This is a genomic window from Sphingobium sp. 3R8, from assembly GCF_020166615.1.
In the GTDB taxonomy this organism is placed as follows: domain Bacteria; phylum Pseudomonadota; class Alphaproteobacteria; order Sphingomonadales; family Sphingomonadaceae; genus Sphingobium; species Sphingobium bisphenolicum.
Map to the genome: position 1 here is coordinate 244,980 of NZ_JAIQXR010000001.1, position 22,219 is coordinate 267,198.

A 22,219-nucleotide genomic window follows, 5' to 3' on the forward strand; every position below is an offset into this window, starting at 1 on the left:
TTCTGGAAGAAGCGGGGCGGGGGAGGGTGACGGGACCGCCTTGGCCGTGTGCTGGAATATCCTCTGACGCCTCAACGTCAGGTGGGGACCATGTAGATCGGGCCGGAGCCCGCCCAGGGACAGCCCCCTTGGATGTGATTATCGCCTCAGGGATGTTCGCTAAAGCTCGTACCAGGCAGAACCCGTCTCCACCAATCTAGGCGTTCGCGGTCCGGGCGGCAAGCCGGTCGCGCAGCTTTTCTATCCGCCCGGCCAACGCTTCGATCGCGCGGGCGCTCGGTTCGTCGTCGCCATCCAGCGGCAGGCGGGTCTGCCGTCCCGCCACTTCGCGTTTCAGGTCGTTCAACTCGTCGGCCAGGAACAGCGCGGCGAACAGCAGGGTGCGCACCTCGGTCAGGCCGGGCGTGCTTTGCTGCGCCACCCGCGCCTTGTCCTCGATCAGCGTGGCGAGATGGCCCAGATGCGCCTCTTCCCCGTCGCGGCAGCGGATCGGATAATGTCGCCCGGCGATCACCAGCGTCGTTTCAGCCATGGGCATGCCCTTTCAGCGTGTCGATCAGATCGTCCAGGGATCGCAGCGCGGCGCGCGCGGCGCCCTGGTCCAAAGCGGGGAGGGGGTTGGCCGGGGCGGTATCCACCAGACCCGCCACATCCTGTTCAAGCCGGCTTACAGCACGCTCCAGCGTGCCGATCGCCTGCATCATGCGGTCGCTTGCCATCGTCCATCCATAGCGAAAGTCGGGGCCATGCAAAAGCAGTCTTTCTGGCCGATTACAGCGGGCTTCTCACGCTTCGTGCCGCCGCTGCGGTTGACGCATGGGGCTTGACGCGACAAAGGGGGCGCGATCTCGACTCGCCTGCATACGCGCGGGCGCGGTCTTTTGCATGTTTCAGGAAAGACGCCCGCCCGCCATGACCGTTTCCGAAAAGTCGCTCGCCAACGCCATCCGGGCGCTGTCCATGGATGCCGTGCAGGCCGCCAATAGCGGTCATCCGGGGATGCCGATGGGCATGGCCGATGTGGCGACCGTGCTGTTCGGCGATTATCTGAAATTCGATCCGACCCAGCCCAAATGGGCCGATCGCGACCGCTTCGTGCTGTCGGCGGGCCATGGCTCGATGCTGATCTACGCGCTGCTGCACCTGACCGGCTACGCCCGCCCCACGATCGAGGACATCGCTAATTTCCGGCAGTTGCACAGCCCCTGCGCCGGTCACCCGGAGAATTTCGAGCTGGCGGGCGTGGAAGCGACCACCGGCCCGCTGGGGTCGGGCCTTGCCACCGCCGTCGGCATGGCGATCGCCGAGCGTCACCTGAACGCGCAGTTCGGCGACGATCTGGTCGATCACCGCACCTGGGTGATCGCCGGCGATGGCTGCCTGATGGAAGGCATCAACCATGAAGCCATCGGTCTGGCCGGTCACCTGAACCTTGGCCGCCTGATCGTGCTGTGGGACGATAACAAGATCACCATCGACGGCGCCGTCGACCTGTCGAGCAGCGAAGACGTCCTCGCCCGCTACGCCGCCACCGGCTGGCATGTCGTGTCGTGCGATGGCCATGACGTCGCCGACGTACGCCGTGCGCTGGCCGAAGCGGTTGCCGACAGCCGCCCCTCGATCGTCGCCTGCGCCACCAAGATCGGCTATGGCGCGCCGAACAAGGCTGGCACATCGGGCGTTCACGGCTCGGCGCTCGGCACCGACGAAGTCGCGGCCGCCCGCGAGTTTCTCGGCTGGACCGCCGAACCCTTCGTCATCCCGGCCGACATTGCCGACGCCTGGAAGGCGATCGGCGCCAAGGGCCGAGATGTTCGCGCTGCGTGGGAAGGCCGCCTTGCAAGTGACGAGAAGGCTGCTGAATTCACCCGCCGCATGGCTGGTGACCTGCCCGCCGACTTTTCGCTCGACGCTTATATCGACACGCTGATCGCCAATCCGCAGAAGGTCGCGACCCGCAAAGCGAGCGAACTGGCGCTGGGTGCGATCAATGATCTCTTGCCCGAAACGCTGGGCGGTTCGGCCGATCTTACCGGCTCCAACAACACCAAGACCAAGTCGACCGGTCCGCTGACGAAGGACGATTATTCGGGCCGTTACGTCTATTATGGCATCCGCGAATTCGGCATGGCCTGCGCGATGAACGGCATGGCGTTGCATGGCGGCGTGATCCCCTATGGCGGCACCTTCCTCGTCTTTTCCGACTATATGCGCGGCGGCATCCGTCTCGCCGCGCTCCAGCAGCAGCGCGTCATCCATGTCCTGACCCATGACTCGATCGGTCTGGGCGAAGACGGTCCGACCCACCAGCCGATCGAACATGTCATGTCGATGCGCATGATCCCGAACCTCGACGTCTATCGCCCGGCCGACATCGTTGAGACGGCGGAATGCTGGGAACTGGCGCTCAAGGACGCGACCGGCCCGTCGGTGCTGGCGCTGACCCGCCAGAACCTGCCGCAGTTGCGCACGGAAAAGAGCGAAAATCTGTCGGCGAAGGGCGCCTATCGCCTTGTCGCCGCCACCGCCGCGCGCAAGGCGGTGATCATCGCCACCGGTTCGGAAGTCGAAATCGCCGTCGCCACCGCCAAGGCGCTGGAAGAGCAGGGCATCGGCGTCGATGTCGTCTCCATGCCCAGCTTTGCCCATTTCGATGCGCAGGATGCCGCCTACAAGGCCGATATCCTGCCCGCCAATGTGCTGCGCGTCTCGATCGAGGCCGGCACGACCTTCGGCTGGGAACGCTATACCGGCCTCGACGGCCTGCGCTTTGGCATCGACGGCTTCGGCGCATCGGCCCCGGCCGAAGACCTCTACGATCATTTCGGCCTGACCGCCGCCAAGATCGCGCCGCAGATCGCGGCTGCGCTCTAAATTCATAACCAACCGAACAACAACACCTCAGGAGGCTAGTGCAGTGGCAACGAAGGTAGCAATTAACGGTTTCGGACGTATCGGCCGCCTGGTGGCGCGCGCCATTCTCTCGCGCACCGACCATGACCTCGAACTGGTCAGCATCAACGATCTGGGCGACGTCAAGTCCAACGCCCTGCTGTTCAAGCGCGACTCCGTCCATGGCAATTGGGCCGGCGACGTCAGCGTGGACGGCGATTTCCTCGTTGTCGATGGCAAGAAGATCAAGGTGACGGCCGAGCGCGATCCCGCTAACCTGCCGCATGCCGACCTGGGCGTCGAAATCGCGCTGGAATGCACCGGCATCTTCACCACAAAGGACAAGGCCAGTGCGCATCTGACCGCTGGCGCCAAGCGCGTGATCATTTCCGCGCCCGGCACCAATGTCGATCGTACCGTAGTGTTCGGCGTCAACCATGACGCGCTGACCGCCGACGATATCGTCATTTCGAACGCCAGTTGCACCACCAACTGCCTGGCCCCGCTCGCCAAGGTGCTGAACGATGCCATCGGCATCGAAAGCGGCTTCATGACGACGATCCACAGCTACACCAACGACCAGAACACGCTGGATCAGTTGCATAGCGACATGCGCCGCGCCCGCGCCGCCGCCCTGTCGCAGATCCCGACCTCCACCGGCGCCGCCCGCGCGGTGGGTGAGGTTCTGCCCGAGCTGAAGGGCAAGCTGGACGGATCGTCGATCCGCGTGCCGACCCCGAACGTCTCGGTCGTGGACCTGAAGTTCATTCCGAGCCGCCCGACCACGAAGGACGAGGTCAACAGCCTGCTCAAGGCCGCGTCGGAATCCGGCCCGCTCAAGGGCGTGCTGGGCTATTCGGACGAGCCGCTGGTCTCGATCGACTATAATGGCGATCCGCGCAGCTCGACCGTTGACAGCCTGGAAACCGCCGTGGTCGATGGCAAGCTGGTCCGCGTGCTGAGCTGGTACGACAATGAATGGGGCTTTTCGAACCGCATGATCGACACCACCGGCGTCGTCGCGAAGTTTCTGTAAGATCAAGGTTGAAGGGCAGGCGAAAGTCTGCCCTTTTCGTCATCCCAGCGAAAGCTGGGATCTCGCTTTCTTCCTCACCATGGGAAAGGGAGAGAGGTCTCAGCCTTCGCTGGGATGACGTCTGTTTAGGCTCAGGAGAAATAAAGATGACCAAGCCGTTCAAGACGCTCGACGATATGGGCGACATCACCGGCAAGGTGGTGCTGGTGCGCGAAGACCTGAACGTGCCGATGCAGGACGGTTCGGTCAGCGACGACACCCGTCTGCGCGCGGCGATGCCGACCGTGCTGGAACTGGCCGATCGCGGCGCCAAGGTCCTGATCCTCGCCCATTTCGGTCGCCCCAAGGGCCAGAAGAACCCTGAATTTTCCCTGTCGAAGATCACCCGTCCCCTGACGCAAGTACTGGGCCGCGAAGTCCAGTTCATCCCCGATTGCCAGGGCGAGGCCGCCGTAGACGGCATCGCGGTCATGCGCCCCGGCGACATCGCCATCCTCGAAAACACCCGCTTCCACGCAGGCGAGGAAAAGAACGACCCGGCTCTGGTGGACGCCATGGCGGCGATCGGCGACCTGTACGTCAACGACGCCTTCTCCGCCGCGCACCGCGCCCATGCCTCGACCGAAGGGCTGGCCCGCAAGCTGCCCGCTTTCGCCGGTCGCTCGATGGAAAAGGAACTGGACGCGCTCCAGGCCGCGCTCGGCGAACCGGTCAAGCCGGTCGCGGCCGTCGTCGGCGGCGCCAAGGTGTCGACGAAGCTCGACGTGCTCAACAATCTCGTGAAGCAGGTCGACCATCTCATCATCGGCGGCGGCATGGCCAACACCTTCCTTTATGCCCGCGGCGTCGATGTCGGCAAGTCGCTGTGCGAAAAGGATCTGAGCGATACTGCCGAGGCGATCTTCGAAGCCGCCGAAACCGCCGGCTGCATCATCCACCTCCCCTATGACGTGGTTGTGGCGAAGGAATTTGCCGCCAACCCGCCCTCGCTGCGCACCTGCAACGTCCATGAAGTCGCGGAAGACGAGATGATCCTAGACGTCGGCCCCGCCGCCGTCGAGGCATTGGGCGATGCGCTCAAGAACTGCCGCACGCTGGTCTGGAACGGCCCGCTCGGTGCCTTCGAGATCGCGCCGTTCGACGCCGCGACCGTGGCGTTGGCCCGCACCGCAGCAGCTTTGACCAAGGAAGGCCAGTTGACGTCGGTTGCCGGCGGCGGCGACACCGTGGCGGCGCTCAACCATGCGGGCGTGGCCGCCGACTTCACCTTCGTCTCGACCGCTGGCGGCGCCTTCCTCGAATGGATGGAAGGCAAGGAACTGCCGGGCGTCAAGGCGCTGACGGCCTGACCCGATAGCGACATGGGGCGTCAGCGCGCGATGCTGGCGCCCCGGTCGAACAGCAGGAAGGCCAGGGTGGCGACGCCGCCGATGGCCGCGCCCGCCAGGGCGCTGGCGGTCCAGCCGCCCGCTTCATAGCTGACCGATCCGATCACCGACCCCAGCGCGCCCACCAGGAACATCACGGTCACATAGGCCGCATTGATCCGCCCGCGCGCATGGGGATCGAGCGAGAAGATCAGCTTCTGCCCAGTAATCTGGCTCATCTGCACCGCGCCGTCGATCAGCACCGCCATGATGGTGAAGCCGATCAGGCTACCCGCCGCCACCGTCCAGTCGGCCAGCAGGAAGCCGGCCGTCAGTCCGACCATGCCGATCAGCGAGGCGGGCCGGGTCAGGCGACGGTCGGCCATCCATCCTGCCACCGGCGCCACCAGCGCGCCACCCGCCCCGGCCAGCGCAAAGGCGCCGATCCCGGCATGGCCCAGGTGAAATTCATGAATCAGCGCCAGCGGCGCGGCGGTCCAGAACAGGTTGAACGCCGCGAACATCGCCGCCTGGTAAAAAGCGCGCATCCGCACGACGCGATGCTTGACCAGTTGCGCGAAGGTCGATGCCAGCACCGCCCCATAATGCATGCCGCCCTTGGGCGTGCGCCGCGGGCAGGCGGCGAGCAGCGCAACGCCCACCATGGCCATCACGACGGCCGAAACGATGAAGGTGGCCCGCCAGCCGACCGACCCCGCCAGAAAGTTGGCGATCGGCCGCGACAGCATGATGCCGAACAGCAGCCCGCTCATCACCGTGCCGACCACGCGGCCCTGCTTCTCCGGCGCGGCGAGGTGCGAGGCGAGCGGCACCAGCACCTGAGCGCCGGTCGCGCCGACGCCGGTCAGGATGGACGCCACCAGAAAGCTGCTCGGTCCGTCGGACAGCGCGATGGCGATGCAGCCCATGATCGTCGCCGCGATCGACGTCAGCACGATCCGCCGGTTTTCGAACAGGTCCGCCAGCGGCACGATCAGGAACAGGCCTGCGCCATAGCCAAGCTGGGTCAGCGTGGTAATCAGTCCCGCGATACTGGCGGACATGCCGATCTGCGGTCCGATCACATCGATCAGCGTCTGGGCATAGTAGAGATTGGCGACCATCACGCCGCACGCCACCGCCATCAGGAGGATCATGGCGGGGGAGAGATCGGCGGGTCTGTCGGCGGGGATGCTGGTCATGCCTGCCCTATGGGTCGCAAGCAGCAACCTTTCAAGCCGCCGCCGCCTGATTCATTGTGCGGCGCAACGCGGCTGGCGGGAATAGGGCCTTTCCCTCCTGCTGCGGCATCAGCAGGCCCCTTGCGGTGCGGCATGGGACTGGCTACCAGCCCGAAGACCGGCGACAATAATGGAAAGTCGCGCCCGGCCGGCAGATGATGGAGCGTCTGCCGATAGTCTATTTCGTGCCGCCGGGGGCGGCGCCCAAGGGAAGGTATGTGCAGATGCTGGATCAGGATATGAAGCAGAAGATCGCTACGGGTGAGGGCTTTATCGCCGCGCTCGACCAGAGCGGCGGATCGACGCCCAAGGCGCTCAAGGGCTATGGCGTGGAGGAAGACGCCTGGTCCAGCGAAGATGAAATGTTCGGCCTGATCCACGCCATGCGCAGCCGCGTCATCACCTCGCCCGCCTTCACCGGCGACAAGGTACTGGGCGCGATCCTGTTCGAGCGCACCATGGACGGCACCGTCGACGGCAAGCCGACCCCGCAGGCGCTGCTGGAGCGCGGCGTGGTCCCCTTCATCAAGATCGACAAGGGTCTGGAGGATGAGGCGAACGGCGTGCAGTTGATGAAGCCCAATCCCGATCTGGACATCCTGCTGCACCGGTCGAAGGCGCTGGGCGTGTTCGGCACCAAGGAACGCTCGGTCGTGAACCTTGCCAACCGCGAAGGTATCGCCGCCGTGGTCGCGCAGCAGTTCGAAGTCGGCCAACAGGTTCTCGCCGCCGGTCTGATGCCGATCATCGAGCCGGAAGTGAACATCAAGTCGCCCGAACGCGCGGAAGCCGACCAGATTTTGCTGGAGGAAATCCTCAAGAATCTCGATGCCTTGCCCGAAGGTGTTCAAGTGATGTTGAAACTGTCGTTGCCGACCAAGCCCGGCCTGTTCGATCCGCTGGTCGATCATCCCGCCGTGCTGCGCGTCGTCGCCCTGTCGGGTGGGTTCGCCCGTCCCGAAGCCTGCGTCGAACTGGCCAAGAATCGCGGCATCATCGCCAGCTTCAGCCGCGCGCTGCTCAACGATCTGCGTCACCAGATGACTGATGACGAGTTCAACGCGTCGCTGGGCGAAGCGATCGACGAAATCCACGGCGCCTCGACCGCCAAGCAGCCGGTCGCGGCCTGATTGGGAAAGGCCGGGCGGCGCATGTCCGCCCGGCCATTTCATTGATAACACTCCGTTCGCCCGGAGCTTGTCGAGCTCTGTCGTGAGCGCCTTCCCTTGCAGGCAGTCGAAGGGGGCTTCGGCAGGTTCAGCCCGAACGGATGAGAGGCTGGACATTGCATTCCAGCATAGCGCCCTTGGCCTCGCCTCCTGAATGGCTATAAAGCGCCCATGACCGATTTCACCGATGAAGAGCTGGCGCTCGATCCGCATTTCGCCGACCAGTTCGAACCGGGCTTCCGCCCCGCCTGCCAGCTTTACCTGATCTCCCCGCCGGCCATCGACCACTGCTTCCTCGATCAACTCGCCGCCGCGTTCGATGGCGGCAGCGTCGCGGCGTTTCAATTGCGGCTCAAGGGGATCGACGATCACGCCATCGCTGCGCTCGCCCCGCCGATCCAGGCGCTGTGCGCGGAGCGGGATGTCGCCTTCATCGTCAATGACAGCATCGGCCTCGCCAAGCGCCTCGGCGCAGACGGCGTCCATTTGGGGCAGGAGGATGGCGACCCGCGCGACGCACGCGAACAATTGGGGCCGAAGGTGCAGATCGGCGTGACCTGCCATGACAGCCGCCATCTGGCGATGGAAGCGGGGGAGGCGGGGGCCGACTATGTCGCGTTCGGCGCCTTCTATCCGACGACCACGAAAGAGACGCTCCACCGCGCGGAACCCTCGATCCTGGGCTGGTGGACGACGCTGTTCGAACTGCCCTGCGTCGCGATCGGCGGCGTGACCGCGGAGAATGCCGCACCTTTGGTCGCCGCGGGCGCGGACTTCCTGGCGGTCAGCAGCGCGGTCTGGAACCACCCCGACGGCGCGAAGGCGGGTGTCGCCGCCTTTGCCGAAGTTCTGGCCAGCAAGCCGCCGCCGCCACGCTGAGCCGGTCGGGCACGGTACGGATAAGGGCGATATCAAGATTCTCCCCCGATCTTGCTTGGGAAGGGGGACGATCCGCAGAATGGTGGAGGGGAAGGGCGCACCGGTGCGTCTATTCCTCTACCACCGCTTAATCCGCCACATCACGCCTTGCGTCCTCGCACCCTTCCGCCCCGTCGCGCGTTCTCTCCTCGTCTGAACGGAGAGGATCACCTTGAAAAACCATCTGTTGCTCGTCGCCCTGCTGTGCAGCGCCTGCAATGTCAGCGTCACCGATGCCAATAGCAGCGCGCCTGCGGACAATGCGGCCCAACCCGCCGACAACAGCGCCGTCGCTGCGTCCGCGGCAAAGAACGACGCCTATGCGTTTGAAGTCGTGACGGAGCAGAAACCCCAGCAGCCCAATCGCTTCCTCATGGCCCAGGTCGCGCTCGACCGCTGGGGTTTTTCGCCCGGCGTCCTCGATGGCAAGGACGGCATGAGCTTCAAGGCGGCGCTGCGCGGTTTCCAGGAAGCGCATGACCTGCCCATCACCGGCAGTTTCGATCAGAAGACCAGCGCGGCCCTGCTGGAAGGGGAGCCGCGGCCGACCACCTATCTGGTGAAGATCCCCGACGATTTCGCCCGTGGTCCGTTCTTCGATCTGCCGCGCGGCGACCTCAATGAGCAGGCGAAGCTACCCGCACTCACCTATCGCAACCTGCTGGAAAAGGTCGCCGAACGCTTCCACACCACGCCCGAAGCCCTGATCGCGCTCAATCCGCCCAATACGAAGGTCGGCGCCGGCACGACCATCCGCGTGCCTGCGATCGACAACCAGCCGGTTGCAGTGATCGAGGGGGACGAACGCGGCTGGGGCGAAACGCTCGCCAGCCTGGGCGTGGCCAGGGACCAGCCGCAGGCCGACCATCTGGTGGTCGACAAATCCGAAGGGCTGCTCAAGGTCTATAACGCGGAAAACCGCCTGATCGCGCAATTTCCGGTGACGACGGGATCGCAGCATGACCCGCTGCCGCTGGGCGAATGGACGATCAAGGGGGTGAGCCGCAATCCCGATTTCCATTATAATCCCAAACTTTTCTGGGACGCCTCTTCAAAGGATGAGAAGGCGGTGCTGAAACCCGGCCCCAACGGCCCGGTCGGCGTGGTGTGGATCGACCTGTCGAAGGATCATTATGGCATCCACGGCACGCCCGAACCGCAGACGATCGGGCGTACCGAAAGCCATGGCTGCATCCGCCTGACCAACTGGGACGCGGCGCGTCTGGCCCAGATGGTCAAGAGCGGGATCAAGGCCAAGTTCCAGGCATGAGGCGGCCGCGACTGTGGGGCAGTATCGCTGTGGCGCTGCTGTTCTGCATTGCTTTCGCGCATTTCTGCGTTCGGATCGTGCCGGCGGACGGGCCATCCGTGCTCGCGCCTGTGCCCCGCGCCGCCAGGTCTGCGGACGCCGGCCCGTTGCTGATTCCCGTCGAGGGCGTGCGGGCGTCGGCCCTGGCCGACACCTTCACCCAGGCCCGCGCGAATGGCGCGCGTCCGCATGATGCGATCGACATCATGGCGGCGCGGGGCAGGGCGGTGCTGGCCGCCGCCGACGGCAGGGTCGAAAAAATCTTCTGGAGCCACGACGGCGGTCGCACCCTCTACCAGCGCTCGGCTGACGGGCGACTGCTCTATTATTACGCCCATCTCGACGGCTATGCGCCGGGCCTGCGCGAAGGGCAGGGGCTGCGCTGCGGCCAGCGCATCGCCATGGTGGGCAGCACGGGCAACGCCGATCCGAGCGCGCCGCATCTTCATTTCGCGGTCCATGCGATGACGCCCGGCGAATCCTGGTATGGCGGGCGCGCGATCAATCCCTATCCGCTGCTGGTGCGCCGCTGACCTGTCCTACAGACCGCCGAAATGCTATGACGGGCGTCTGCGCTCTTTCCCATCGTCGGGTTTCTCCACGACTTGCCTCTGAAAAATTCGCCATGCGTCATATGCGAGAAGTTCCGGAACTTCCGGCCCCTTGCCCTTCTGCTCGTCCCGCTGTAAAGGCGCGCCCAGCCTCCAAGAGGCCGGCTCTTTTCCACCTTCAGACATATAGGCAGGCTCTTCCCATGGCGAAGATCAGCGGCGTGGACATTCGTCCCGGCAACAATATCGAATATGAGGGCGGCCTGTGGCGCGCCGTCAAGATCCAGCACACCCAGCCCGGCAAGGGCGGCGCCTATATGCAGGTCGAACTCAAGAACCTGATCGACGGCCGCAAGAACAATGTCCGTTTCCGCTCCGCCGAAAGCGTCGAGCGCATCCGCCTCGACACCAAGGATTTCCAGTATCTCTATGCCGAAGGCGACATGCTCGTCTTCATGGACAATGAGAATTACGAGCAGATCAACCTGCCCGCCGAACTACTCGGCGAAGCGGCCGACTTCCTGCAGGACGGCATGGAAGTGACGCTGGAAATGTACGAAGATCGTCCGATCAGCGTGCAGTTGCCCGACACGATCGAAGCGACCGTGGTCGAAGCCGACGCCGTGGTGAAGGGGCAGACCGCTTCGGCCAGCTACAAGCCCGCGATCCTCGACAATGGCGTGCGCGTCATGGTCCCGCCGCACATCGTCAGCGGCACCCGCATCGTCGTGGACGTCTATGCCCGCGAATATGTGAAGCGCGCCGACTGATGCCTATGGACCGCAGCACGGCATGGGCCGCTCGGTTGGCGCTTGGCCTCGCGATCGCCGTCATGCCGGCCGCGGTCCCCACCCAGGCTATGGCGCAGGCGCAAGCCGCGCCGACCAAGGCGCAACTCGACAGTGCGGCCTATGTGCTGCGCATCGTCACAAGCGCGCTCCAGTCGAACGAGGTCGAAGCGCCGGTCAAGAGTGCGCTGTTCGACTGCCTCTATTCCAATGCGGTCTCCAAGGTCAGCGAGGCGACGGACAAGGTCATCGCCGCCAATGCCGGCAAGGTCGACCGGAAAGACCCGTCGCAGATGCTGGCCGTGATCGCCGGCGTATGCGGTTATCGCCCTGCCGCCCCGGCCGCCAGGCCCGCCCCGAAGAAATAATCCAGCAGGCCGTCCCACCGGGGCGGCGGAGACATAATATGGTATCGCACTCCGGCCTTCTCACCGTCATGGAACGCGCCGCGCGCAAGGCCGGCTCGAAGCTGCGCCGCGACTTCGGCGAAGTCGAGCATCTTCAGGTGTCCCGCAAGGGGCCGGCCGACTTCGTGTCCAAGGCCGACCAGCAGGCGGAAAAAACGCTGGTCGAAGAATTGCAGAAGGCGCGCCCCGACTGGGGCTTCCTGCTGGAAGAAGGCGGCGTGATCGAGGGCGATCCGACCAAGCCGCGCTGGATCATCGATCCGTTGGACGGCACCACCAACTTCCTGCACGGCATCCCGCATTTCGCCATCTCGATTGCGGTCGAAGAACCGCAATATGGCAGCGGCAAGCGCGAGATCACGACTGGCCTCATCTACCAGCCGGTCACTGACGAGAGCTATTGGGCGGAAAAGAGCCGCGGCGCCTGGCGCCACGACCAGCGCCTGCGAGTCTCGGCCCGCCGCGACCTGGCCGACTGCGTCATTGCCACCGGCATTCCGTTCATGGGCCATGGCGACATGGCGCAATGGACCCGCATCTACGGTGCGGTCGCGCCTTCGGTTGCGGGCATTCGCCGCTTCGGTGCGGCCTCGCTCGATCTCGCCCATGTCGCATCGGGCCGCTATGACGGCTATTGGGAAAGCGGCCTGCAGCCCTGGGATGTCGCCGCCGGCCTGCTGCTGGTGCGCGAAGCGGGCGGTTTCGCGAGCGATTTCCGCGGCGGCGACCAGGCGATCGAGCGCAAGGAAGTGATCGCGGGCAATGATGCGATCCATAGCAAATTGCACAAGTTGGTGGCGGGCGCGCTGCGCTAAAGCCCCATCCGGCCAAGCGCTTCAAGCGCTTGGCCTTTTTGCGATTCATTCTCACCGCCTTGGCCCCTTGCTTCGCATATGCAGCAGGCCTAAAGCGCCCCCAACAACCTTTTCGCCCAGGGGAATCCGTTGGTCGATCTTGCCCAATATCTGCCGATCCTGATCTTTCTCGGGGTCGCACTGCTGCTCTCCGGCACCTTCGTCTTCCTGCCGATGCTGGTGGGTCGGCTGACCGGCGCGCACAAGCCCGAACCGGCCAAGCTCAGCGAATATGAATGCGGCTTCCCCGCGTTCGAAGAGCCACGCAGCCAGTTCGACGTGCGCTTCTATCTGGTCGCCATCCTCTTCATCATCTTCGATCTTGAAGCGGCGTTCCTGTTTCCCTGGGCGGTAAGCCTCGACCAGATCGGCTGGGCCGGCTGGGCGACGATGATGATCTTCATAGCGGAGCTGGTGCTTGGCCTCGTCTATGCGTGGAAGAAGGGAGCACTCGATTGGGAGTAGAACTCTATAACCCTGCGCCCGGCACCTTGCCCCCGCAGGGCACGCAGCCCGATCAGGACTTCTTCAACGCGCTGAACAGCGAAGTGAATGACAAGGGTTTCCTGGTCACCTCGACCGAAGACCTGTTCACCTGGGCGCGCACCGGTTCGCTGTGGTGGATGACGTTCGGCCTGGCCTGCTGCGCGGTCGAGATGATCCACGTCAACATGCCGCGTTACGACATGGAGCGCTTCGGCGCCGCGCCGCGCGCGTCCCCGCGCCAGTCGGACGTGATGATCGTCGCAGGCACGCTGTGCAACAAGATGGCTCCGGCGTTGCGCAAGGTTTACGACCAGATGTCCAACCCGAAATATGTGATTTCGATGGGCAGCTGCGCCAATGGCGGCGGCTATTATCATTATAGCTATTCGGTCGTGCGTGGCTGCGACCGCATCGTGCCGGTCGACATCTATGTGCCGGGTTGCCCGCCGACCGCCGAAGCCCTGCTATATGGCGTGATGCAGTTGCAGCGGAAAATCCGCCGTATCGGGACGATCGAGCGCTAATATGGGACATTCCGCACCCAAGATCGCGACCATCGACGGGATCGCCGAGGAAATCGCCGCCCTGCTGGGAGCGATGCTGATCGACACCGTCGATCATGCCGACGAACTGACCTTCATCGTCGTGCGCGACGATCTGGTGAACGCCATGGTCGCACTGCGCGACATGGCGCACTATCAGCAGCTAATGGAAATCGCCGGCGTCGATTATCCCGATCGCCCGGAGCGGTTCGAGGTCGCCTATCATCTGCTCAGCGTCACGCGGAATCACCGTATTCGTGTGAAGGTATCGACCGATGAAGATACGCCGGTCCCCACCGTCACGCATCTCTGGCCGGTCGCCGGCTGGCTGGAGCGCGAAGTGTTCGACATGTACGGCGTCGTCTTCGACGGCAATACCGACCTGCGCCGCATCCTGACCGACTATGGCTTCAAGGGGCATCCGCAGCGCAAGGACTTCCCGCTGACGGGCTATGTCGAGCTGCGCTATTCCGAGGAGGATAAGCGCGTCGTCTATGAGCCGGTGAAGCTGGCCCAGGATTTCCGCAGCTTCGACTTCATGAGCCCGTGGGAAGGCGCGCAATATGTGCTGCCCGGCGACGAAAAGGCCGCTGCGCCTGTTGCTCCGGCTGCAACCGCCGCTGCTCCGACGCCCAAGGTGACGGAGAAGAAGGGCGAGAGCGGGGCGGGTGAGCCGACCGATAGCAAGGCGAAGGAAAAGTCGGCGGATGCGCCGGCCAAGCCCGCTGCGGCCACCGATGAAGGCAAAGGTGCAGCCAAGCCGGAGGACAAGGCATAATGTCCGATTATCTGGAAAAGCTGGATCATCAGATCAACGCGGACGATCCGTCCTACGGCGATACCGAAATCCAGAATTACACGATCAACTTCGGTCCGCAGCATCCTGCAGCCCACGGTGTTCTGCGTCTGGTCATGGAACTGGACGGTGAAATCGTCGAGCGCTGCGACCCGCATGTTGGCCTGCTGCATCGCGGCACCGAAAAGCTGATCGAATATAAGACCTATATGCAGGCGCTGCCCTATTTCGACCGGCTGGACTATTGTTCGCCGCTCGGCATGGAGCATAGCTATGTTCTGGCGGTCGAAAAGCTGCTGAACCTGGAAGTGCCGCTGCGCGCGCAATATCTGCGCGTGTTCTTCGCGGAACTGACCCGCATCTGCAATCACATGCTGAACCTGGGTAGCCACGTGATGGACGTCGGTGCGATGACGCCGAACCTGTGGCTGTTCGAAATCCGCGAGGATTGCCTCAACTTCTTCGAACGCGCGTCGGGCGCCCGTATGCATTCGGCCTATTTCCGGCCAGGCGGCGTGCACCAGGACGTGCCGCTCAAGCTGCTGACCGATATCGCCGACTGGCTCGACGGTCGCTTGCCACGCCTGTTCGAGGATGCGATCAGCCTGGTGGCCGACAACCGCATCTTCAAGCAGCGCAATGTCGACATCGCGATCGTGTCGAAGGAAGACGCGCTGAAATGGGGCTTTTCCGGTCCCATGATCCGCGGGTCGGGCATCCCTTGGGATATCCGCAAGTCGCAGCCTTATGACGTGTATGATCGGATGGAATTCGACGTGCCTGTTGGCACAGCCTTCGACTGCTACGACCGGTTCATGGTCCGCGTCGAGGAAGTCCGCCAGTCCGCCCGCATCATGAAGCAGTGCCTGAACGAAATGCCCGAAGGCCCGATCGCCAGCTTCGACCGCAAGGTGGTGCCGCCCAAGCGCGGCGAGATGAAGCGCTCGATGGAAGCGCTGATCCATCACTTCAAACTCTATACCGAGGGCTTCCATGTGCCTGCAGGCGAAGTCTATGTGGCGACCGAAAGCCCCAAGGGCGAATTCGGCGTCTATCTGGTCAGCGACGGCAGCAACAAGCCCTATCGCTGCAAGATACGCCCGACCGCCTTCAGCCACCTGCAGGCGATGGATTTCATGATGAAGGGCCACATGCTGGCCGACACCACCGCTGTCCTCGGCGCCATGGACATCGTGTTTGGAGAGTGTGACCGCTAATGGCTGACGCAGTGCATATCCCGGACGAGGCCGAAACCCGTGCGCGCTGGGGCGCGTTCGAGTGGACCGCTGAAAATACCGAACAGGCCAAAAAGGTCATTGCGCGCTACCCCGCCGGGCGTCAGCAGTCGGCGGTGATGCCGCTACTCGACCTGGCCCAGCGTCAGGTCGGGGCGGAAACGCAGACCAACGGCTGGCTGCCCGTGCCGGTGATGGAGTATATCGGGCGTCAGCTCGATATGCCCTATATGCGCGTCTATGAGGTCGCGACCTTCTACACCATGTATAATCTGGCCCCGGTCGGCCGCTATCATGTGCAGGTATGCGGCACGACGCCCTGCATGTTGCGCGGGTCGGACGATGTGTTTTCGGCCTGCAAGAACAAGGGGCTGGTCAAGGGCGGCACGACCCCCGACGGCCTGTTCACCCTTAATGAAGTCGAATGCCTGGGCGCTTGCGCCAACGCGCCGATGGTCCAGATCAATGACGATAACTACGAAGATCTGACCTATGACAGCATGAGCGCGATCCTGGAGACGCTGGCCTCTGGCGGCCAGCCCAAGATCGGTCCGCAGATCGACCGGCAGACCAGCGCGCCCGAAGGCGGCCCGACGACCCTCAAAGAGATGGTCACCGAAAATCACGATTATCGGGGTGAATGGGCATGAGCGCGCTGATCGCCATCATCCTGGGCATCATCGTGTTCGTGATCGCGCTCAAGATCATCGGCGCGGTGCTGGGCCTGGTCATAGGGCTGGCGCTGGCTGTCTTTGCCTATTTCGTGGCTGAAAAACTGATCGGAAAGGGCCGGTAATGGCCGACGACACCGCACCTCCCGCGCCGCCTCCCTTCGTGGGGCCGCTGTCCGACAAGGACCGCATCTTCACCAATGTCCATGGCTTCCAGGATTGGGGCATCGACGCGGCGATGAAGCGCGGCGATTGGGACGATACCAAGAAGCTGATGGAAATCGGCCAGGACGCGATCATCGACATCGTCAAGGCGTCGAACCTGCGCGGCCGTGGCGGCGCTGGCTTCCCGACCGGCATGAAGTGGAGCTTCATGCCCAAGGAAAGCAAGGATGGCCGTCCGAGTTTCCTGGTCATCAACGCCGACGAATCCGAGCCGGGGTCTTGCAAGGACCGCGAAATCATCCGCCACGATCCGCACAAGCTGATCGAAGGCGCGCTGATCGCCGGTTTCGCGATGCGGGCGCGCGCTGCCTACATCTACATCCGCGGCGAGTTCATCTACGAAGCTAAGGTGCTCTTCGCCGCCGTCGAGCAGGCCTATGAAAAGGGTTTCATCGGCAAGAATGCCTGCGGGTCTGGCTATGATTTCGACGTCTTCGTCCATCGCGGCGCGGGCGCCTATATCTGCGGCGAGGAAACCGCGCAGATCGAAAGCCTGGAAGGCAAGAAGGGCCAGCCCCGTCTGAAGCCGCCTTTCCCGGCGGGCGCGGGCCTTTATGGCTGCCCGACTACGGTGAACAATGTCGAGAGCATCGCGGTCAGCCCGACGATCCTGCGGCGCGGCGCGGCCTGGTTTAACGGCTTTGGGCGCGAGAATAATCGCGGCACCAAGCTGTTCCAGATCAGCGGCCATGTGAACAAGCCCTGCGTCGTCGAGGAATCGATGTCGATCCCGTTTCGCGAACTGATCGACCGCCATTGCGGCGGCATCCGTGGCGGCTGGGACAATCTGCTGGCGGTCATTCCCGGCGGGTCGTCGGTGCCGCTGGTCCCCGCCAGGGAGATCATGGACGCACCGATGGACTTTGACGGCCTGCGCGCGCTCGGCTCGGGCCTTGGCACCGCGGCCGTCATCGTCATGGACAAGTCGACCGACATCGTTCGCGCCATTTCGCGTCTTTCCTACTTCTACAAGCATGAGAGCTGCGGCCAGTGCACGCCCTGTCGCGAAGGCACGGGTTGGATGTGGCGTGTGATGGAGCGGCTGCGCACCGGCGACGCCGATCAGAGCGAAATCGACATGCTGTTCCAGGTGACCAAGCAGGTCGAAGGCCACACCATCTGCGCGCTGGGCGACGCGGCGGCCTGGCCGATCCAGGGGCTGATCAAGCATTTCCGTCCGGAAATCGAGCGCCGCATCAATGAAAACAAGGGTAGCGCCCCCGTCATGGAGGCAGCGGAGTAATCATGCCGAAGGTCAAAGTTGACGGCGTAGAACTCGACGTCCCGGCGGGCGCCACAGTCCTCCAGGCGTGCGAGCTGGCGGGGAAGGAAATTCCGCGCTTCTGCTATCATGAGCGGCTGTCCATCGCGGGCAATTGCCGCATGTGCCTGGTCGAAGTGAAGCCCGGACCGCCCAAGCCGCAGGCGTCCTGTGCGCTCCCGGCGGCCGAAGGTCAGGACATCCGCACCGACAGCGAAATGGTCAAGAAGGCCCGCGAAGGTGTGATGGAGTTTCTGCTCATCAACCACCCGCTCGATTGCCCGATCTGCGATCAGGGCGGCGAGTGCGATCTTCAGGATCAGTCGGTGGCCTATGGCCGTGGTTCGTCGCGCTATGACGAAAATAAGCGCGCCGTTACCGAGAAAAATATGGGGCCGATCGTCAAGACGGTCATGACCCGCTGCATCCAGTGCACCCGTTGCGTGCGCTTTGCGGAGGAAGTCGCGGGCGTGCCGGAAATCGGCGCCATCTATCGCGGCGAGAATATGCAGATCACCACCTATCTCGAACATGCCGCCAAGAGCGAGCTGTCGGGCAATGTGGTCGACCTGTGCCCGGTCGGCGCGCTGACCGCCAAGCCCTACGCCTTTGAAGCGCGTCCGTGGGAACTCAAGAAGACCCATGCGATCGACGTGATGGACGCGGTCGGCACCAACATCCGTCTCGACAGCCGGGGTCGTCAGGTGTTGCGCGCCGTGCCGCGCATCAACGACGACGTGAACGAGGAGTGGGCGTCGGACAAGACCCGGCACAATGTCGATGGTCTGGTCCGCAAGCGCCTCGACAAGCCCTATGTCCGCAAGGACGGCAAGCTGGTGCCGGCGACTTGGGCGGAAGCCTTCGCCGCCGTCGCAGCGGTCCAGCATTGCGGCAGCGTGGCGGCGATCGCCGGCGACCTGCTCGATTGCGAAACCATGTTCGCTGGGCGCGCGCTGGTCGAGAAGCTGGGCGGCACGATGCTGGAGGGTCGCCAGACCGGCTTGTCGTATGACGTGTCGAGCCTGTCGTCGGTGGTGTTCAACACGCCGCTCGCTGATCTGGAAACGGCGGACGTCATCCTGCTGGTCGGCACTAACCTGCGCTGGGAAGCGCCGCTGGTGAACACGCGCATTCGCAAGGCGATCAAGAAGGGCGCGAAGGTCTTCGTTGTGGGGCCGGAGTTCGATCTGACCTACAAGGTCGAATGGCTGGGCAATGATGCCTCGCTGCTGGCGAATCTCCCCGAAGCCTTACTGGAAGCGTTCAAGGGCGCGGCCCGTCCGGCGATCATCGTTGGTGGCGGCGTGCTGGCCAAGGACGGTGCGCATGGCGATACGCTGGCGCTGGTCGAGACGCTGGGCCTCGTGAAGGATGGCTGGAACGGTTACAATGTCCTGCATTTTGCGGCGGCCCGCATGGGCGGCCTGATGCTGGGCTATGCGACCAAGGGCGGCATCAAGGCTGTGGCGCAGGCCGCCCCCAAGCTGCTCTTCTCGCTCGGTGCCGACGAAGTCGACTATTCGGCCTTCGGCAGCAGCTTCAAAGTCTATATCGGCCACCATGGCGACAAGGGCGCGCATGCGGCGGACGTGATCCTGCCGGGCGCGAGCTATGCCGAAAAGGCCGGCACCTACGTCAATCTGGAAGGCCGCGTGCAGTTCGGTGAGAAGGCCGTGTTCGCGCCGGGCGACGCCCGCGAGGACTGGTCGATCCTGCGTGCGCTGTCCGAAGCGCTGGGCGCGAAGCTGCCGTTCGACAGCTTCGACGCGCTGCGCGCCGAAATGGTCAAGGCGGTTCCGGCGCTCGGCGTCGAGGGGCTGGCTGATTATGGCTGGTCGATCCCCGATCTGCCGACCGGCGCGACCGGCGAACTGGCTTCGCCGATCAAGGATTTCTACCTAACCAACGCCATCTGCCGCGCCAGCCCGACGATGCAGCAATGCTCGTCCGAGCTGATCCATGGTGAGAGCTTCGCGGAGGCCGCAGAGTGACCGCTTTCTTCCAAAATCTGGGTATGCCGTTCGAAGGCGCCTGGCTGCTGTCGACGATCATCGGCATATTGGTGATCGCCCTGCCGGTGATGCTGGCGGTGGCGATGCTGATTTACGCCGACCGCAAGATCTGGGCGGCAATGGCGCTGCGCAGGGGGCCGAACGTCGTCGGCCCGTTCGGCCTGCTTCAGTCTTTCGCGGACGGCGCCAAGGTGTTCCTCCAGGAAACCATCATCCCGTCGGCCGCGAACAAGGCGCTGTTCATCATCGCGCCGATCATCACCTTCACCGTGGCATTGATGGCCTGGGCCGTGGTCCCTTTCCAGCTTGGCGTGGTGCTGGCCGACATCAATGTGGGCTTGCTCTACATTCTCGCGATTTCGTCGCTCGGTGTTTACGGCATCGTGCTGGCAGGCTGGGCATCCAACTCCAAATATCCCTTCTACTCCGCGATTCGTGCCAGTGCGCAGATGATCTCCTATGAAGTCTCGATCGGCTTCATCATCATCACCGTGGTGCTATGGGCGGGCAGCTTCAACCTGACCGCAATCGTGGAGAGCCAGAAGGGCTATTATGGCTTCCTGAACGGCAACGGCTTCAATCCACTGCTCTTCCCGATGGCGATCATGTTCCTGATCTCGGCCCTGGCCGAAACGGCGCGCGCGCCCTTCGATCTGACCGAAGCGGAAAGCGAACTGGTCGCGGGTTACCAGACCGAATATTCGTCCATGGCCTTCGCGCTCTACTGGCTGGGCGAATATGCCAACGTCATCCTGATGTGCGCGCTGAACGCGATCCTGTTCTGGGGCGGTTACCTGCCGCCGGTGGATTGGGCGCCGCTCTATTATGTACCGGGCATCCTCTGGCTGTTCGCCAAGATCCTGTTCTTCTTCTTCGTCTTCTCTTGGGTGAAGGCGACGGTGCCCCGCTACCGTTATGACCAGTTGATGCGGCTGGGCTGGAAGATTTTCCTGCCGACCTCGCTCTTCTTCGTTTTTCTGGTATCGGGCTTCCTCATGCTGACGCGCTATGGAGGCGCACAATGAGCCTCGGTTACTACGTCAAGAGCTTCACCCTCTGGGAGTTCGTGAAGGCGCACTGGCTGACCTTGAAATATTTTTTCAAGGCCAAGGCGACGATCAACTACCCTTACGAGAAGAACCCAATTTCGCCGCGATTCCGCGGTGAACATGCGCTGCGCCGCTATCCCAATGGGGAAGAGCGCTGCATCGCGTGCAAGCTGTGCGAGGCCATCTGTCCGGCGCAGGCGATCACCATCGAGGCGCAGCCGCGCGACGATGGTTCGCGCCGCACCACGCGCTATGACATCGACATGACCAAGTGCATCTATTGCGGTTTTTGTCAGGAAGCCTGCCCGGTGGATGCGATCGTGGAAGGGCCGAACTTCGAGTTCGCGACCGAAACCCGCGAGGAGTTGATCTACGACAAGGCCAAGCTCCTGGAAAACGGTGACAAGTGGGAACGCGCGATCGCCGCGAACCTTGCCGCCGATGCCCCCTATCGTTAAGCCGCGCGCGTCAAAGGGAATATGAACCTGTGATCCACGTCCTCGCCTTCTACCTGTTCGCCATTTTGGTGGTGAGCAGCGGCGCGCTCACGATATTGTCGCGCAACCCGGTCCATTCGGTCCTCTGGCTGATCCTGGCTTTCTTTAACGCCGCCGGCTTGATGATTCTCGTCGGCGCCGAATTCATCGCGATGCTTCTCGTCATTGTCTATGTCGGCGCGGTCGCGGTGCTGTTCCTGTTCGTGGTCATGATGCTCGACATCGACTTCGCTGAGCTGCGCGCCGGTTTCGTCGATTATCTGCCCTTCGGGCTGCTGATCGCATTGGTGCTGCTGGCTGAAATCGTGCTCGGCATCGGCCTGTGGAGCGCTGGTCCCATCGAACTGGCACAGCGCGCCGCGCCGGTGAACCCGGAACTCAGCAACATCCAGGCGATCGGCGGGCTGCTTTACACCCGCTATATCTTCCTGTTCGAGGCGGCGGGCATCGTCTTGCTGGTCGCGATGATCGGCGCGATTGTCCTGACCCATCGCGCACGCGGCGGCGTGAAGGGCCAGAATATCGCCAAGCAGAACCGCCGTCGTCCGCAAGATGCGGTCCGCAATATCAATCAGCCCGTGGGGCAGGGGGTGGAGCTGTGATCGGCCTTCAACATTATATGGTGGTCAGCGCCATCCTCTTCGTGATGGGGGTGCTGGGCATCTTCATCAACCGCAAGAATGTCATCATCATCCTGATGGCGATCGAGCTGATCCTTTTGAGCGTGAACATCAACCTCGTCGCTTTCAGCGCCTTTCTGGGCGATCTGGTGGGCCAGGTCTTCAGCATGTTCGTGCTGACCGTTGCAGCGGGTGAGGCGGCCATTGGCCTCGCCACCCTCGTCATTTACTTCCGTGGTCGCGGCACCATCGCCGTCGACGATGTCAACCGGATGAAGGGCTGAGCCTCCTGA

25 protein-coding genes are annotated in these 22,219 nt (G+C 63.5%); 22 read left to right on the top strand and 3 right to left on the bottom strand.

Annotation, left to right across the window (positions count from 1 at the left end):
- Nucleotides 1–196: 196 nt before the first annotated feature.
- Complete coding sequence (locus K9B33_RS01170) at nt 197–532, bottom strand: cell division protein ZapA (RefSeq protein ID WP_224546060.1); 336 nt, start codon at nt 530–532, stop codon at nt 197–199.
- Nucleotides 525–719 (bottom strand): hypothetical protein, encoded by a 195-nt coding sequence (locus K9B33_RS01175; RefSeq protein WP_224546062.1) that lies wholly within the window; start codon nt 717–719, stop codon nt 525–527. Before K9B33_RS01175 ends, K9B33_RS01170 begins: the two co-directional genes overlap by 8 nt.
- A gap of 193 nt (nt 720–912) precedes the next feature.
- Here K9B33_RS01175 and tkt point away from each other — a divergent pair, with 193 nt between their 5' ends.
- From tkt to K9B33_RS01190, 3 genes are all read left to right on the top strand, one after another.
- A complete protein-coding gene (gene tkt, locus K9B33_RS01180; protein WP_224546063.1) occupies nt 913–2,874 on the top strand; it encodes a transketolase in 1,962 nt (653 codons plus the stop codon).
- A 43-nt stretch (nt 2,875–2,917) separates the two neighbouring features.
- Entirely contained in the window at nt 2,918–3,928 is a 1,011-nt protein-coding gene (gene gap, locus K9B33_RS01185) for a type I glyceraldehyde-3-phosphate dehydrogenase (RefSeq protein ID WP_224546064.1), read from the top strand.
- 146 nt (nt 3,929–4,074) lie between these two features.
- On the top strand, nt 4,075–5,277 hold the full coding sequence (locus K9B33_RS01190) for a phosphoglycerate kinase (RefSeq protein ID WP_224546065.1): 1,203 nt from the start codon (nt 4,075–4,077) through the stop codon (nt 5,275–5,277).
- A 20-nt stretch (nt 5,278–5,297) separates the two neighbouring features.
- On the opposite strand, the gene K9B33_RS01195 is transcribed toward K9B33_RS01190, so the two are convergent.
- Nucleotides 5,298–6,497, bottom strand: coding sequence for an MFS transporter (locus K9B33_RS01195; RefSeq protein ID WP_224546066.1), 1,200 nt, complete (start codon nt 6,495–6,497; stop codon nt 5,298–5,300).
- Nucleotides 6,498–6,760: 263 nt separating this feature from the next.
- Here K9B33_RS01195 and K9B33_RS01200 point away from each other — a divergent pair, with 263 nt between their 5' ends.
- The 19 genes from K9B33_RS01200 (at nt 6,761) to nuoK (ending at nt 22,210) form a co-directional block, all read left to right on the top strand.
- Nucleotides 6,761–7,666 (top strand): fructose bisphosphate aldolase, encoded by a 906-nt coding sequence (locus K9B33_RS01200; protein ID WP_224546282.1) that lies wholly within the window; start codon nt 6,761–6,763, stop codon nt 7,664–7,666.
- Between the two features lie 210 nt (nt 7,667–7,876).
- A complete protein-coding gene (gene thiE, locus K9B33_RS01205; RefSeq protein ID WP_224546067.1) occupies nt 7,877–8,584 on the top strand; it encodes a thiamine phosphate synthase in 708 nt (235 codons plus the stop codon).
- Between the two features lie 211 nt (nt 8,585–8,795).
- Nucleotides 8,796–9,893 carry a L,D-transpeptidase gene (locus K9B33_RS01210; protein WP_224546068.1) on the top strand — a complete coding sequence of 366 codons (1,098 nt, stop codon included), beginning with the start codon at nt 8,796–8,798 and terminating at the stop codon, nt 9,891–9,893.
- Nucleotides 9,890–10,465: a M23 family metallopeptidase gene (locus K9B33_RS01215; protein ID WP_224546069.1), complete on the top strand. Its 576-nt coding sequence runs from the start codon at nt 9,890–9,892 to the stop codon at nt 10,463–10,465. The genes K9B33_RS01210 and K9B33_RS01215 overlap by 4 nt, the downstream gene beginning before the upstream one ends.
- Before the next feature lie 221 nt (nt 10,466–10,686).
- Nucleotides 10,687–11,253 carry an elongation factor P gene (gene efp / locus K9B33_RS01220; protein ID WP_066602282.1) on the top strand — a complete coding sequence of 189 codons (567 nt, stop codon included), beginning with the start codon at nt 10,687–10,689 and terminating at the stop codon, nt 11,251–11,253.
- A 5-nt stretch (nt 11,254–11,258) separates the two neighbouring features.
- Nucleotides 11,259–11,639 (top strand): hypothetical protein, encoded by a 381-nt coding sequence (locus K9B33_RS01225; protein ID WP_224546071.1) that lies wholly within the window; start codon nt 11,259–11,261, stop codon nt 11,637–11,639.
- A 38-nt stretch (nt 11,640–11,677) separates the two neighbouring features.
- The gene (locus K9B33_RS01230) at nt 11,678–12,493 is read left to right on the top strand and encodes an inositol monophosphatase family protein (RefSeq protein ID WP_224546073.1); all 816 of its coding nucleotides are present in this window, start codon (nt 11,678–11,680) and stop codon (nt 12,491–12,493) included.
- A 129-nt stretch (nt 12,494–12,622) separates the two neighbouring features.
- Complete coding sequence (locus K9B33_RS01235; protein ID WP_088184016.1) at nt 12,623–12,997, top strand: NADH-quinone oxidoreductase subunit A; 375 nt, start codon at nt 12,623–12,625, stop codon at nt 12,995–12,997.
- Nucleotides 12,988–13,542, top strand: a complete 555-nt coding sequence (locus tag K9B33_RS01240) for a NuoB/complex I 20 kDa subunit family protein (RefSeq protein WP_224546074.1) — start codon at nt 12,988–12,990, stop codon at nt 13,540–13,542. Before K9B33_RS01235 ends, K9B33_RS01240 begins: the two co-directional genes overlap by 10 nt.
- A gap of 1 nt (nt 13,543) precedes the next feature.
- Nucleotides 13,544–14,338, top strand: a complete 795-nt coding sequence (locus tag K9B33_RS01245) for an NADH-quinone oxidoreductase subunit C (protein WP_224546076.1) — start codon at nt 13,544–13,546, stop codon at nt 14,336–14,338.
- The gene (locus K9B33_RS01250; RefSeq protein ID WP_224546078.1) at nt 14,338–15,573 is read left to right on the top strand and encodes an NADH-quinone oxidoreductase subunit D; all 1,236 of its coding nucleotides are present in this window, start codon (nt 14,338–14,340) and stop codon (nt 15,571–15,573) included. The genes K9B33_RS01245 and K9B33_RS01250 overlap by 1 nt, the downstream gene beginning before the upstream one ends.
- On the top strand, nt 15,573–16,241 hold the full coding sequence (locus K9B33_RS01255; protein ID WP_224546081.1) for a complex I 24 kDa subunit family protein: 669 nt from the start codon (nt 15,573–15,575) through the stop codon (nt 16,239–16,241). Before K9B33_RS01250 ends, K9B33_RS01255 begins: the two co-directional genes overlap by 1 nt.
- Nucleotides 16,238–16,387 (top strand): hypothetical protein, encoded by a 150-nt coding sequence (locus K9B33_RS01260; protein ID WP_224546083.1) that lies wholly within the window; start codon nt 16,238–16,240, stop codon nt 16,385–16,387. Before K9B33_RS01255 ends, K9B33_RS01260 begins: the two co-directional genes overlap by 4 nt.
- Nucleotides 16,387–17,730 (top strand): NADH-quinone oxidoreductase subunit NuoF, encoded by a 1,344-nt coding sequence (nuoF, locus tag K9B33_RS01265; protein WP_224546085.1) that lies wholly within the window; start codon nt 16,387–16,389, stop codon nt 17,728–17,730. The genes K9B33_RS01260 and nuoF overlap by 1 nt, the downstream gene beginning before the upstream one ends.
- A 2-nt stretch (nt 17,731–17,732) precedes the next feature.
- A complete protein-coding gene (gene nuoG, locus K9B33_RS01270) occupies nt 17,733–19,739 on the top strand; it encodes an NADH-quinone oxidoreductase subunit NuoG (protein WP_224546088.1) in 2,007 nt (668 codons plus the stop codon).
- Nucleotides 19,736–20,785 carry an NADH-quinone oxidoreductase subunit NuoH gene (gene nuoH / locus K9B33_RS01275; RefSeq protein ID WP_224546090.1) on the top strand — a complete coding sequence of 350 codons (1,050 nt, stop codon included), beginning with the start codon at nt 19,736–19,738 and terminating at the stop codon, nt 20,783–20,785. The genes nuoG and nuoH overlap by 4 nt, the downstream gene beginning before the upstream one ends.
- Nucleotides 20,782–21,267: an NADH-quinone oxidoreductase subunit NuoI gene (gene nuoI, locus K9B33_RS01280; protein ID WP_224546092.1), complete on the top strand. Its 486-nt coding sequence runs from the start codon at nt 20,782–20,784 to the stop codon at nt 21,265–21,267. Before nuoH ends, nuoI begins: the two co-directional genes overlap by 4 nt.
- A gap of 29 nt (nt 21,268–21,296) precedes the next feature.
- On the top strand, nt 21,297–21,908 hold the full coding sequence (locus K9B33_RS01285; protein ID WP_224546094.1) for an NADH-quinone oxidoreductase subunit J: 612 nt from the start codon (nt 21,297–21,299) through the stop codon (nt 21,906–21,908).
- On the top strand, nt 21,905–22,210 hold the full coding sequence (gene nuoK / locus K9B33_RS01290) for an NADH-quinone oxidoreductase subunit NuoK (RefSeq protein ID WP_224546096.1): 306 nt from the start codon (nt 21,905–21,907) through the stop codon (nt 22,208–22,210). Before K9B33_RS01285 ends, nuoK begins: the two co-directional genes overlap by 4 nt.
- Nucleotides 22,211–22,219: the final 9 nt, after the last annotated feature.